Consider the following 12,593-nt stretch of genomic DNA (forward strand, 5'->3'; position numbering starts at 1 on the left):
CGGGTCAGCTGGCGGCGATCGCCGTCTCGCAGACGTTGAGCTCGGGGCGGATCCGGTCGTTGGTGAGCAGGTACGACGAGACGATGAAGCTGCGCTTCACGCCACCGACGGTGAAGAAGAGCCGCAGCATGCCGTTGCGGGGCAGGTCGATCGGCCCGACCAGCTTGGTCTCCGGGTCGTAGTCGACCGTCTCGCCGTCGACGTGGTCCTCGACCTGGCCCTCGCCCGAGATCGTCTCGACCCACACCCGCGAGCTGCGGCCGCGCACCGCCGGGGCCAGCGACAGGGTGCGCCGTCCGTCGTCGTTGCCGACGTCGGGCTCGCAGCGCAGCTGCAGGGTGCCGAGGCCGGCCACGGCGTACTGCGCGAGCTGGGTGGTCGGGGAGTCGGCGACACCGTGCCAGTTGACGCCCATCCGCTGGTTCAGCCGGGTCGTGAGGACCGCGTCGATCTTGCAGGAGCGCCACGACATCGGGTTGCGGAAGCCGGTCCACCACCAGTTGAGCTTCAGCGAGGTCACCGGGACGGGGGCGGTGCCGGTGACCGGCCGGTTGCGGCCCGGTCGCTGGCTGATGATGCCGTCGAGGTAGCCGCTGGAGTAGTTCTCGATCTGAGAGCGCTGGTTGAGGCCCTCGGTCGTGGACTTCCCGGTGCCGCCGGTGCCGTCGTCGAGGGCGTGCGCGTAGCGGTAGACCCGGGCGGTCTTGGTGGCCACGACGGCGCGGTTGTTCTTGGTCTCGTACTTCGCCATCCACATCTGGGTCTCGGCGGAGCGGTCGGAGACGGTGAGCCGGACGTAGGTGGCGTTGGGGCGGCAGGTCAGGGTGAGCCGGCCGATGCCGGGGACCACGGCCGACTTGCTGTAGACCCGCTTGCGCTTGGTGCCCTTCCAGGAGACGGTCACCTTCCGGACGACCCGGGTGGTGTCCTTCTTGCGCGCGACCCGCATCGTCGCGGGCGCGCTCGTGCTGGTGCCGACCCGCGCGGAGTCGAGCGTGACGACCCGTGCGCCGTCGGCGGCGGCCGCCGCCGACAGGGGGACGACGCTCCCTCCGACGGCGAGCGCCAGGAGCAGGGGAGTGACGAGCCAGTGGCCCCGAGAACCCGCGTGCATCACTGGGCCGGCTCGTCGACCGGCTCGGCGTCCTTCGTGGACTCGACCGCGGCCTTGTCCTCCTCGGGCACGACCAGCGTCGGCGCCTGCTCGCCGCGGACCACCGCGAGCTGCTGGTTCACCTGGGCGTCCGGGAGCGGGACCAGGCGGGCGTCCTCGGCCTCCTGGACCGCGTGGGAGAGCGTGAACTCCAGCAGGCCCGAGACGTCGTCGCGGTCGAGCGAGCGGGTGGTCGTGGTGAGCAGCAGCTGCTGGGAGAGCGGGTACTGCCCCGAGACAATGGTCCGCTGGCTCGGGAACACGCAGTTGCGCTGGCCGTCGGGCAGGGTGATCTCGAACGGCCGGAGCTGCTCCTCGAAGAGCTCGTAGTAGCTGAACCGGAAGTACGACAGGTGACCCCGGGTGGCCTCGTAGCGCTTCAGCGCCGCGGCGGAGCCGTCGGCGGCCCGCTTGGCCCGGGTCCAGCTCGCCTTCAGGGCGACCAGCTTGGTCCGAGCCGCCTGGTAGGCGGCGTTCGCCTTGTCGAGGCGCTGCTGGTCGCGGGCCTGGTCGGCGGCCGGCCGCTGGTCGCGGACGCCCTTGGTGACCTCGGCGGTGGCGGCCTCGACCTCGTCGCGGGCGTCGTCGACGACCTGGCGCTGCGCGGCGACCTCGCTGCGCAGCTGCTCGCGGACCCGCTGGCGGTCGGCGTTGGTGCCGGCGATCCGCTCGTCGCGGGCGCTGCCGACGACGAAGGTCCGCGAGCCGCGGTCGCTGTCGAGGGCGCGGTAGTCGGAGCGGAGATTGACCAGCGAGGGCTGCGGCGCGTCGAGGACGGTACGGCCGAAGAAGTCGAACGCCTTGTTCTGGGTGTCGGGCCCGGCGACGCTGAGCGGCACCTCGTCCAGGCCGACCTGGGCCCAGTTGGTGACCGGCGAGCCGGCCCGGTAGATGTCCTGGACCTGCTGGGTGCTCAGGCAGTCGCCGCCCACGTCGGACTCGGACTTGATGGCGACCACGACCGCGTCGGCCGCGACCTGGAACTGCACGACGTCGAGGCCGACGGCGCGGCAGGCCTCCCACTCCGAGCGGCTGATCGCGCGGCTCGAGTCGACCAGGTCGATCTCGCCGGCGCAGAGCCGCTGGAAGGCCTCGTCCTCGCCGCTGTGACCGACGTCGACGGTGGTGACCGTGCCGTCGGCGACGTACGCCGAGGTGAGGTCGCGGGTCAGCGAGCTGTCGGTGTTGCCGTCGATGACGACGGTGCCGGCGGGCCGGGTCGGCAGGTTGGCCGCGCGGCGCTCGATCTCCTGCTGCTGGGCCAGCTCGGTGCGGTACTGCACCTCCTGGGCCTGGGCCACCAGGTCGGTGCCGTCACCCTCGTCGGAGCTGCACGAGGTGAGCAGGCCGGCGGCGAGCAGGAGGCCCGCACCGACGGCCAGTCCGCGGCGGGCGGCGCTCGGGGTGGGCATCAGGAGGCTCCCTGGGTCGGGGTGGCGGTGGCGGACGGGTCCGAGGACGGCGTGGCGGCGTCGCCCGCGTCCACCTCGTCCGGCGGGTACTCGTAGCGCTTGCCGAGCTCGACGACCTCGAAGTCCTCGAGGTGCAGGCCCTGCAGCTCGTTGCCGCGGAGCATGTCGCCGGTGACGTCGCGCTGGGCGTAGAGCGTGGGGACCGCGGCGCGGTCGACGACGATGGCGCCGTAGGTGCGCAGCGCGAGGGTGATCGCGTCGGCGTACCGGCGCTGCTGGGCGGTCATCGGGATCGGCTTGCCGGTGACCGGGTCGACCGGCTCGGACAAGGTGACGTCAGCCTTGAGGCGGATCCGCGCACCCTCGGGAAGCGACTTCGGCTGGCCGTTGCCGTCGGTCGACGAGGCGGGCTGGACGAAGCTGCTCTGGGCGGGTCCGGGGACGCTGATCGCCAGCGCGTGGTCGATCTTGCCGGCGTTGAGCTCGCCCGGCCGGATCAGCCCGGCGAAGAGCGGGAGGCCGGAGCCGCGGGCGCCGACGACCTGGGGGGCGCTGAAGCCCGGTCCGTCGAGCTCCCAGATCCGCATGAAGTGGTAGGAGATGCTGCCGTCGTCCTCGCGGCGCGCGCGCCACAGGTCGTAGGCGATCGACTTGCTGGTGTCGAAGATGGTGTACCAGCCGTCGTAGCGCGGGTCCGGGTCGATGTCGGTCGGGACGTTGAGGACCATGCTGTCCGCGCCGTCGCCGCAGATGATCTGCCGGCACACGACCTTGGTCGGCTCGCCGCCCGCGACGACGGGCGTCGTCCAGGCCTCGGTGTTGATGTAGACCGGGTCGGTGATCTGGCGCGGCTCGACCGTGATGTCGTTGCCGTCCTCGACGACGCCGACCCGCTCGCGGGCCAGCCTCATCATCGAGTTCGACGCGGGGTCCACGTCGAGGTCGTCCGCACGGGTGTTCCACGGTGAGGAGTCGGAGAAGAACCGGGTCTCCGCGGAGTCGAGGGTGTCGGCGGCGTCGGCGCCGGACGCGGCGATCTGCAGGTCCGGGTCGGCCTTCGCCTCGTCGTCCCCACCGCCGCAGCCGGCGAGGACGAGGACGGTGGCGGTGGCCAGGGCGACGAGGCCGTGGCGGCGGCGGGCGATCACGGCCGGTACCGGTGGTCGGGGGCCGAGGACGACTCGATGCTGGACTCCAGGGACTCGGCGAAGCGGGAGAACGACCCGCCGACGTCGGCGAGCCGGCGCTCGGCGCGGGTGGCGCCACCGGCGGAGCCGGTGCGGGTGCGGGCGGCGGTGATGATGGCGTGCGCCTCGCGGCGCGCGTGTAGGCGGATCAGCTCGGCGTCGAGCTCGGCCTGGGCCGTGAGCAGCTCCAGGCGCCGGGCGGCCTCGTTCTCGATGGCCTCCAGGTGGCGCAGGTGCGCGACCTCGGCGGCCCGCATCCGGGCGCGGGCGGAGTCGGCGACCTCCTCGACCGACAGGCCGAGGTAGGCGACGTCGTCCTGGGGCACCGTCGACGGCGCCGTCATGCTCGGCAGCTCGCGGGGCGCGCCGACGCGGCCGGCGTACGGGTCGGCGAACGAGGTGGCGTAGGGGTCGACGTAGGAGTGCCCGAACGGCGGCTCGTCGGGCTCCTCGTCGAGGAACGACTGCGGCGCGACGGTGGGCTCGTCGTCGAGCTCCATCTCGATCTCGACCGCGTCGGGCTCCTCTTTCACGACCGGCGCGAGCACCGGCGCCTCGGCGACCGGCTCCTCGGTGACCCGCTTCAGGGCCGGGCGCAGGGTGGCCCGGGCGCTGCCGCGGGGCTTGGTCTTCGACCTCGGGCTGCGGCCGGGCTTCGCGGCAGTCCCGGTCTCGGTCTCGCTCTCGGCGGCGGACGTCTCGGCGGGCTTCGGGGCCTCGGGGGCCTTCGGAGCCGGCTTGGGGGCGGGCTTCGCGGCGACCTGGGGCGTGCGGGTCCGGGTGGCCGTGGCGGTGCCCCCGGTGCCACGGGTGCTGTCGGTGCTGTCGGCCGCGTCGTCGCGGGCCTCGGGGACCAGGCGGGAGCCGAAGTCGACGCGACCGATCAGGTCCTCACCACCCGACAGGATGTCGGCGAGCGACGGCGGCGGGGCGATGCTGTCGTGGTCGATCACTGGACCGAACCTCCAGAGGTGGTGTCGTCGAGGGCCGGGGTCGGGGTGGCGGGGCTGCTCGAGTCGGGTCGCTGGTAGTCCGGCGTGACCCCGACGAGCGTGTAGCGCGGCGTGGAGAAGACCTCGGGCAGGAGCGTGTCGGTCCCGTCGACCGCGTCGCTGTAGAGCTGGCTGAGCAGGTCCTCGCTGGTGTCGGTCGACAGCAGCAGGTAGCGGACGTCGTACCCGGCCGGGTCCTTCGCCGCCTCCTGCCACGGCCCGTCCGAGCGGTCGACCCGGTCGAAGAACAGCGCCGGGTCGCCGGTCAGCAGCATCACGGCGTAGGTCTGGGCGTTGTCGGTGAGGATCGTGCTCTTGCCGGAGATGTTGGCGCGGATGAAGTCGGCCATCGCCTGCTCCGACGCCGTGCCGACGGTGCCGCCGGTGGGCGTGCGCGCCCCCTCCTGGCTCTCCCGCGTGCTGATCGCGGCGGCGAAGGAGGACTCCAGGTTCTGATAGCGGTAGGTCTTCATCGCGTGGAACGTCCACGGGATGCTGCCGACGAGCAGGGCGACCAGGATCGCGCTCACCACGGCGTTCTGGGTGCCGGAGGAGCGGGCGACCCAGATCGCGCCGATCACGGCGAAGAGCAGGATCAGCAGGGCGTTGCGCATCAGCATCGGCGCGTCGGTCAGGCCGAGCGCCACCGACGCGGCCGGGGCCAGGATCGCCGCAGCCAGCATCACCGCGAGCCACAGCGCGAAGCCGTTGCTGCGGAAGCCGGTGAAGATCAGGGCGGGCAGCACGACGATCGCCAGCGGCGCGCCGTACAGGACCAGCTGGCCGGTGTACTGGGCGAGCTCGAGGAACGTGAAGTGCTCCACGCCGATCGAGGAGGCCGCGTCGCTGCTGTCGGTGATCCAGGCGAACGGGTTCGAGAGCAGGATCAGGTTGAACGCCGTCCACAGGGCGATGACGTACGCCGTGGGCGCGGCGAAGCCGACCGTGGTGCCCTCGATCTCCTCGCCGCGGGCGCCGAGACGGCTGAGCACCGAGCCGATCATCAGCGCGCCGATGGCGAACCAGATCAGGCTGGAGTAGCCGGCGAGCGTCGCGACCGAGAAGGCCAGGCCGGAGATCATGATGAAGCGGATGTCGGCGGTGACGTACCAGGCGAAGAGCGCGCCCACGGCCACCATGACCAGCGAGATCCAGATGAACTGGCGCGAGCCGCCGGCGCCGTACAGGAGCACGAGCGGGTTGGCGCCGACCGCGAGCAGCACGGCGTAGCGCAGGGCCGTGAGGACCTGGGCCCGGCGCAGCATGCTGTTGAGGATCACCATCGTCCCCGCGGCGAACAGCGCCGACGCGACCGGCACGATGGCCAGCGAGCGGGCCAGCGCGGGCACCAGGGTCAGCGGCGAGATCAGCAGCGTGGTCAGCGGCGGGTAGTCGAAGCCGATGGCCGAGAGCTTGGCGGGGTCGTTGTGCCAGACCATGAGCGACCGGTTCAGCCGGTCGAGGGTCTCGAAGCTCACGACGTGCATCTCGACGACGAGCCAGTAGCCGAACCAGATGTAGGCGACGGCGAAGAACGCGAAGATCGCGAGGCTCTCCCACCGGCGGCGCGGGATGTCGTGCGGCCGGTGGCCGACCGCCTGGACGGTCCCGGCCAGGCGCTCCCGGGTGCGCTTGATGACCGGCTCGGAGGGAGCCGGGGTCGGCTCGATGACAGGGGCGCTCATCAGTGCTCCTCGTCCAGGCCGTGCTCGGTCTTCTCCCAGTAGAACGGGTTGGTGAAGAGCTGGATGAAGCCCTTCCAGGCCGCCAGGCTCATCAGGCCCCAGTAGAGCGGGGAGAGCAGGGCGGTGCCGGTGATCCCGAACTCGCCGCGTTGCAGGCTGCCCGCGACGTTGAGGTAGATGAAGATGAAGTTGCCGACGAACAGCATCGCGCTGGCGACGTAGAAGACGATGCCCGGGAAGAGCTGCTCGATGAAGCCGGCCTGGGTGAAGACGTAGAGCGTGGTGAGGGCCCAGAAGATCGGGTTGAGCAGCAGCACGAAGGCGCTGCCCATGGTCAGGTTGAAGCTCAGGAAGCCCTTCAGGCCGACCTGCGAGAGCAGCTGGAACGGGTTGCGCATGTGCACGAGCCAGGTCTGGTAGTAGCCCTTGTTCCAGCGGCTGCGCTGCCGGATCCAGTTCGGGACGACCGAGTTGGCCTCCTCCAGCGTGGTGGAGTCGATCATCGCGGTGCGGTAGCCCTCGCGGTGCAGGCGGATGCCGAGGTCGGCGTCCTCCGTGACGTTGAACGGGTCCCAGGCGCCGAGCTCGCGCAGCGTCGAGGTGACGAAGTGGTTCGAGGTGCCGCCGAGCGGGATCGGGGACTCCGAGGCGCCCATGGCGGGCAGGATCAGCTCGAAGTGCATCGAGTACTCGTTGGCGAACCAGGCCGTCAGCATGTTCTGGTCCTGGTTGAAGTGGTTCAGCTTGGCCTGGACGCAGGCGACGTTGCGGTCGACGCGGGTGAAGGTGACGAACGCCTTCTTCAGCTGGTCCGGGTCCGGGCGGTCCTCGGCGTCGAAGATGACGCAGTACTTGCCCTTGGACAGCTGCAGGCCGTAGTTGCAGGCCTTCGGCTTGGTCTTCGGCAGGCTGTCCGGCACGACCACGAGGTGGAAGTGCGGGGGCAGGTTCATCGACTGGATCTTGGCGATCGTCTCGACGTCGTCCTCCTCGCAGAGGAGCTTCACGTCGAGGCGGGTCTTCGGGTAGTCCAGCGCGTTCATGTCGCGGACCAGCCGCGGGACGATGCCGGCCTCCTTGTAGAGCGGGACCAGGATCGTGTAGATCGGCAGGATCCGCTCGTCGAGGTCGGCGAGCTCCTCGTCGGTGACGTCGTACTCGAGGTGGGTGCCGAGGGCCCGCAGGGTCAGCCGGAACTTGTAGATCGAGACCGACAGGTACGCCAGGCTGCACAGCGCGACCAGGCCGATCATGGTCTTGGTCGGCCAGACCACGCCGACCAGCACGGTGACGATGAGGGCGCAGACGAAGAAGGCCTTCTGGGTCGGCGAGACGACCACGTGGGCCGACTCCTCCGGCCGGGTCTCCATGACCAGGCGGGTGGCGATCTCGGCGTAGTGGTGCGCGTGCACGCGCTGGACGAGCTGGTCGAGGTCGGTGCGGTTCGCGAGCAGCTGGCGCACCGGCTTGCCGAGGGCCGACTCGACCCGGGCGAGGTCCTCGCGGCCCAGCGGGCGGGCGACGGCCAGCAGGAACTCCGTGCCGGTGCGGGCGACCGGGACGACCTGCAGCTCCTGGGCGAGCGCCTCGGGCAGCGCCCGGGCGACGTCGGTGTCGGGCTCGAAGTCGGTCAGGCCGACCCGCTGCAGCTGGTGCAGCTCGGAGAGGGCGGCGACCAGCACGTCCTCGGAGATGGCACCGTGGGAGACCAGGATGTCGCCCAGCGGGTCGCCGGTGCGGGAGTACTCCAGGGTCGCGGTCCGCAGCTGGTCCTCGGTGACCAGGCCGCTGCGGGTCAGCATCTGGGCCATCTGGGTCCGGGCCCGACGGGCCTCGGGCGACTCCAGGTTCTCCTCGAGCGGCGGGTAGACCGCGTCGATGGCGCCGTTGATCTCGTTGACGGTGTGCCGGACGAGCACGAACGGCCGGGTGATCAACTCGTCGACGACCCGCTCCACGATCGGGTCGGCGACGTCGGCGGCGGCGACGAGCAGCTGCCCGTCGACCTCGGCGTACGGCATCACCCGGAAGGTCCGGCAGAAGCCCTCCGGCAGGAGCAGGCCGAGCTCGGGGTCGATGCCGTCGGTGAGCCGGGTCGCGGACGCGACGATCGTGGCGGTCACCGGGCGCCCGAGCCGAAGCCGAAGGCGGGACCCTGGGTGGTCGAGCCGGCCGCGGGGCGGTTGGCCTCGCCGCGACCGCGCATCACCGTGTAGACCAGGAACGCGACGGCGAGGGCGAGGAGCGGCGCCACCAGGAAGGTGACGACGACGACCACGAACACACCGAGCTGCAGCAAGGCACCGAGGCCTGCGGCACCCGAGGTCTTCCCGACCGGGCGCGACGCAGCTGCTTGGACCGTCATGACTCATCCCCCCACTGATGACCCCCGGCCCGTCTCAGGACCCCAGGGATAACGGGGTCAATCCTGTCGGGCGGGCTCCCACTGAACTTCCTCAGGCCAGTAACAGCTTGTAAAAATTCGGGGTCGCCGCCTGTGCCCCCCGTCACGCGGGCACACCCGCGCTCATCCGGAGGGCGTCTCCGGGGTGATCTCCGGGGTGATTCCGGACCTGGCCCCGACCGCCGGGACCGGCTCGCCCGAGAGCCAGGCCCGGGTGCGTACGCCGTACTCGGTGGGCGTTCCGCCCTGCTCGACCAGGAGCGACATCGGGTCGCTGGCGTGCGCGGCCCAGACCCAGAAGACGGCTCCGATCCCGCGGTCGTCGGCCCACTCGAGGTAGCGGTCGACGTACCCGCCGAGGGGGTCCTCGGCACCGAGCTCGGAGGTCAGGACCGGCACGCTGTCGGCCAGCGGGCCGAGGACGGAGTCCCAGCACTCGCGGGTCGAGCAGGCCTTGAAGTCGTAGCTGTGGAAGGCCGCGACCAGCTGGTCGTCGTCGGGGGCGAACTCGAGCCACCGGCTCAGGTCGTTGGCGTAGTCGAGGCCGCCCAGGAGGATCGGCTGCTCGGCCCCGCTGTCCCGGATCTCGCCGACGACCGCCGCCATGCCCTGGACGGGGTAGGTGCGGGTCCCGTCGGTGGTCGTCTGGTCGTCCTCGGCCGGGGCCTCGCAGCCGCCGTCGCGCCAGCAGGCCCAGGTCAGGTCGAAGACCAGCTCGTCGGTGGCGTCGTAGCGGGAGTAGGGCTCGTTGAAGGCGTCGAACATCACCGAGGGGCGGTGCCGGTACGCCGTCGCCACGCTGCGCCAGAAGACCAGCGACTCGGCGTCCGGCATGGCCAGGTTGCCGAACTCGGGCGCCTCGGCGCGCTTGCGACTGTGCAGGTCGAGGATGACGACCAGCCCGTGCCGGTTCAGGGCGGTGACGAAGCGCGCGACCTCGTCCCGGTAGGCCTCGTAGGTGCGCTCCTCGTACTGGTCGCTCACCGGCGCACCGCGGCTCCCGAGCCAGCAGTCCTGGTTGAGCGGGAGCCGGACGGTGTTCGCGCCCCACGAGGCGATCGCGGCCGCCTGGGCGTCGTGCGGGTCGGCCGCGCCCGCCGTGGTGTCGAGGGCGCTGAGGCCCCAGCCCTGGGCGCAGGCGTACTCGAAGCTCGACCAGTTCACGCCCCGGGGGACGAAGTCGCGGCCGGTGCGGGCGTCGACCAGGCGGTTCTCCTCGACCCGGGGCTGTGCGGCGCCGGTCGTCTCGGCCGCCGGGCCCGTCCCGTCGTCGAGGACGCCGGACTGCCGGACGGCGAGGACGCCGGCCGTCGTCAGCAGCAGGGCGATCGCCACGATCAGCAGGACACGCACGCGTCGGTGCACGAAGGCCCCCTCTCCGTCGGGCACGAATCGTACGGGGGCGCGCGCCCGTCCGTGGTGCCCGCTCCTAGACTCGTCAGGTGAACCCTCGCTATCGCCGCCTCATCATCCCGGCCGCCCTGGTGGCGCTGCTGGTGATCGTGGTGATCGCCGCGGTGGTGAGCTGAGGTGGCCGAGCCGCTGTCGCAGGCGCTGGCGCAGGTGCGCGGGCACCTGCTCGACCCGGACGTGCTGGTCCGGGCGGTGGCCAGCGGCCGCCAGCGCGGCAACCAGCCGCCGTGGCGACGGGTCGAGCTGCGCTACGTCGACCTGAAGGCCGGTCGGCACCTCCAGGTGACGTCGTACGACGAAACCCAGGCGCACACCGCCAACCACGCCGTCGGCGACGGCGCCCGCGCTGCCGTCGACGACCTGCTCGCCCTGCCCTTCGGCAACTGGCACGTGGACACCACGACCCAGAGCCACCAGGTCCGGGTGACCAAGAAGCTCGAGGCGGTCCGGCACACGAGCGACCGCACGGCGCCGCTGGCCGCCGAGCGCGGTCACGACCGGGCCAAGGACCGGCTGCTGTCCGAGGACGACCCGGTGTTCCGGGCGCTCGGGCTGAGCGACGCCCAGGGGCGACTCAAGCCGAGCCGGCAGGCGAAGTACCGGCAGGTGGAGGAGTTCCTCCGGCTGCTTGACGGGACCCTCAGCGAGGCGCTGGAGAAGGGCCACCTGCGGCAGCCGACCGCCGAGGAGCCGTTGCGGATCGTCGACCTGGGCTGCGGGAACGCCTACCTGACCTTCGCCGCGCAGCGCTACCTGACCGCGGTGCGCGGCCTGCCGGTCGTGGTCACCGGTGTCGACGTCAAGGAGCAGTCGCGCGAGCACAACAGCGCGGTGGCCGCCTCGTTGGGCGTCGACGCGGAGTTCGTCGTCGGCACCATCGGCGGGGTCTCGCTCGATCCGGCCCCGGAGGTGGTGCTGGCGCTGCACGCCTGCGACACCGCCACCGACGAGGCGCTGGCCCAGGCGGTCGGCTGGGGCGCCCAGGTGGTGCTGGCCGCGCCCTGCTGCCACCACGACGTCGCCGCGCAGCTGCGGAAGGCGCCCACCCCGGCGCCGTACGCGCTGCTGACCCGGCACGGCATCCTCCGCGAGCGGCTCGCCGACACCCTCACCGACGGCCTGCGCGCCGGGCTGCTGCGCATCGAGGGCTACCGCGTCGACGTCGTGCAGTTCGTCGAGAGCCAGCACACCCCCCGCAACACGATGCTCCGCGCGATCCGCACCGGCGTTCCCGGCGACGACGTCCGCGCGGAGTACGACGACCTCGTGGCCGCCTGGGCGGTCCGCCCCCGGCTGGCCGAGCTGCTGGATGCCACGCGTGCCTGACCGGGCGCTGGCCGTCCTGGTCGCCGTCCCGTTCCTGCTCGGCGCCGCCGCCGCGCCGGCCCCGCTCGACGGGCAGGTGGCCTTCACCTTCCGCGACCCCGAGATCGTCGAGTCCAGCGGGCTGGTCGCCCGCGACGGGCTGGTCGTGACCGTGAACGACTCGGGCGACTCCGGCCGGGTCCTCGTCGTGGATCCGGCCAGCGGCGAGACCGTCGGCGTGACCCGCTGGGACGACGACCCGCGCGACGTCGAGGCGCTCGCGCCGGCCGGGCCGGGCGAGGTGTGGGTCGGCGACATCGGCGACAACCGGGCCGTGCGCGACACGGTCGAGGTGCTGCGGGTGCCGGTGGGCCGGGAGGACCGGACCGTGGCGCCGGAGCGGTTCGAGCTCGTCTACCCCGACGGCGCCACCGACGCGGAGACCCTGATGACCGAGCCCGGCTCCGGTCGCCTGGTCGTCGTCAGCAAGGGGATCCTCGGCGGCGTCGTCTACCGGGCCCCGGCCCGGCTCCGCGCCGACCGTCCCAACCGGCTGGAGGCCGTGGGCACCGCGCTCCCGATCGCCACCGACGGCTCGTTCCTGCCCGACGGCCGGCACGTCCTGATCCGCAACTACGGCGCCGCCGAGGTGCTGACCTGGCCCGGGCTGGAGGAGGTCGGCTCGTTCGAGCTCCCCGACCAGGACCAGGGCGAGGGGCTCGCGGTCGACGAGGCGGGGCGGATCCTGATCAGCACCGAGGGCGCCTCCTCGGACGTGCTGCGAGTGGGCCTGCCGCGGGAGGTCCGGGCGGCCCTGGCGCCCCCGACGCCCACGCCGACCCCCGCCGCACCGTCGGGCTCGGCCTCGCCCGACCCGCAGGGCGACCCCGCGCCCCCCGAGGAGGTCGTCGTCGACCGGTCGGTCTGGCCGTGGCTGCTGGGCACCGGTGCCGGTCTGGGCCTGCTGGTGCTCCTGCTGCGCTGGACCTGGCGCCGCCCGGGCGGGTGAGTTTGCCCGCCCCGGCTCGCGGCAACTGACCAC

General features: G+C 72.2%; 10 protein-coding genes. 2 read left to right on the plus strand and 8 right to left on the minus strand.

The annotated features are described in order from the left end of the window. Window positions 1-4: 4 nt before the first annotated feature. The 8 genes from V7S47_RS19330 to V7S47_RS19365 all read right to left on the minus strand — a co-directional run bounded on the left by V7S47_RS19330 (window position 5) and on the right by V7S47_RS19365 (window position 10,198). Window positions 5-1,114 carry a hypothetical protein gene (locus tag V7S47_RS19330; protein ID WP_336563098.1) on the minus strand — a complete coding sequence of 370 codons (1,110 nt, stop codon included), beginning with the start codon at window positions 1,112-1,114 and terminating at the stop codon, window positions 5-7. Further along, entirely contained in the window at window positions 1,114-2,565 is a 1,452-nt protein-coding gene (locus tag V7S47_RS19335) for a substrate-binding domain-containing protein (RefSeq protein WP_336563099.1), read from the minus strand. Before V7S47_RS19335 ends, V7S47_RS19330 begins: the two co-directional genes overlap by 1 nt. Then, window positions 2,565-3,713 (minus strand): hypothetical protein, encoded by a 1,149-nt coding sequence (locus V7S47_RS19340; protein ID WP_336563100.1) that lies wholly within the window; start codon window positions 3,711-3,713, stop codon window positions 2,565-2,567. Before V7S47_RS19340 ends, V7S47_RS19335 begins: the two co-directional genes overlap by 1 nt. Continuing rightward, window positions 3,710-4,705, minus strand: coding sequence for a hypothetical protein (locus V7S47_RS19345; protein WP_336563101.1), 996 nt, complete (start codon window positions 4,703-4,705; stop codon window positions 3,710-3,712). The genes V7S47_RS19340 and V7S47_RS19345 overlap by 4 nt, the downstream gene beginning before the upstream one ends. Further along, window positions 4,702-6,429 carry a hypothetical protein gene (locus V7S47_RS19350; protein ID WP_336563102.1) on the minus strand — a complete coding sequence of 576 codons (1,728 nt, stop codon included), beginning with the start codon at window positions 6,427-6,429 and terminating at the stop codon, window positions 4,702-4,704. Before V7S47_RS19350 ends, V7S47_RS19345 begins: the two co-directional genes overlap by 4 nt. Continuing rightward, window positions 6,429-8,552: a glycosyltransferase gene (locus tag V7S47_RS19355; RefSeq protein ID WP_170867069.1), complete on the minus strand. Its 2,124-nt coding sequence runs from the start codon at window positions 8,550-8,552 to the stop codon at window positions 6,429-6,431. Before V7S47_RS19355 ends, V7S47_RS19350 begins: the two co-directional genes overlap by 1 nt. Then, window positions 8,549-8,794 carry a hypothetical protein gene (locus V7S47_RS19360; RefSeq protein ID WP_336563103.1) on the minus strand — a complete coding sequence of 82 codons (246 nt, stop codon included), beginning with the start codon at window positions 8,792-8,794 and terminating at the stop codon, window positions 8,549-8,551. The genes V7S47_RS19355 and V7S47_RS19360 overlap by 4 nt, the downstream gene beginning before the upstream one ends. Before the next feature lie 162 nt (window positions 8,795-8,956). Beyond that, window positions 8,957-10,198, minus strand: coding sequence for a glycoside hydrolase family 5 protein (locus V7S47_RS19365; protein WP_336563104.1), 1,242 nt, complete (start codon window positions 10,196-10,198; stop codon window positions 8,957-8,959). A 165-nt stretch (window positions 10,199-10,363) separates the two neighbouring features. Here V7S47_RS19365 and V7S47_RS19370 point away from each other — a divergent pair, with 165 nt between their 5' ends. Next, a complete protein-coding gene (locus tag V7S47_RS19370) occupies window positions 10,364-11,572 on the plus strand; it encodes a class I SAM-dependent methyltransferase (protein WP_336563105.1) in 1,209 nt (402 codons plus the stop codon). Next, window positions 11,565-12,560: a hypothetical protein gene (locus V7S47_RS19375; RefSeq protein WP_336563106.1), complete on the plus strand. Its 996-nt coding sequence runs from the start codon at window positions 11,565-11,567 to the stop codon at window positions 12,558-12,560. The genes V7S47_RS19370 and V7S47_RS19375 overlap by 8 nt, the downstream gene beginning before the upstream one ends. The last annotated feature ends 33 nt before the right edge of the window (window positions 12,561-12,593 follow it).

The organism is Nocardioides sp. CCNWLW216, from assembly GCF_037120545.1.
GTDB classification, from domain to species: domain Bacteria; phylum Actinomycetota; class Actinomycetes; order Propionibacteriales; family Nocardioidaceae; genus Nocardioides; species Nocardioides lianchengensis.

Bases quoted from the DNA above. Each gene is read 5' to 3' on its own strand.
- V7S47_RS19350 (WP_336563102.1), bottom strand. From the start codon at position 6,429: ATGAGCGCCCCTGTCATCGAGCCGACCCCGGCTCCCTCCGAGCCGGTC.
- V7S47_RS19360 (WP_336563103.1), bottom strand. From the start codon at position 8,794: ATGACGGTCCAAGCAGCTGCGTCGCGCCCGGTCGGGAAGACCTCGGGT.
- V7S47_RS19330 (WP_336563098.1), bottom strand. From the start codon at position 1,114: ATGCACGCGGGTTCTCGGGGCCACTGGCTCGTCACTCCCCTGCTCCTG.
- V7S47_RS19335 (WP_336563099.1), bottom strand. From the start codon at position 2,565: ATGCCCACCCCGAGCGCCGCCCGCCGCGGACTGGCCGTCGGTGCGGGC.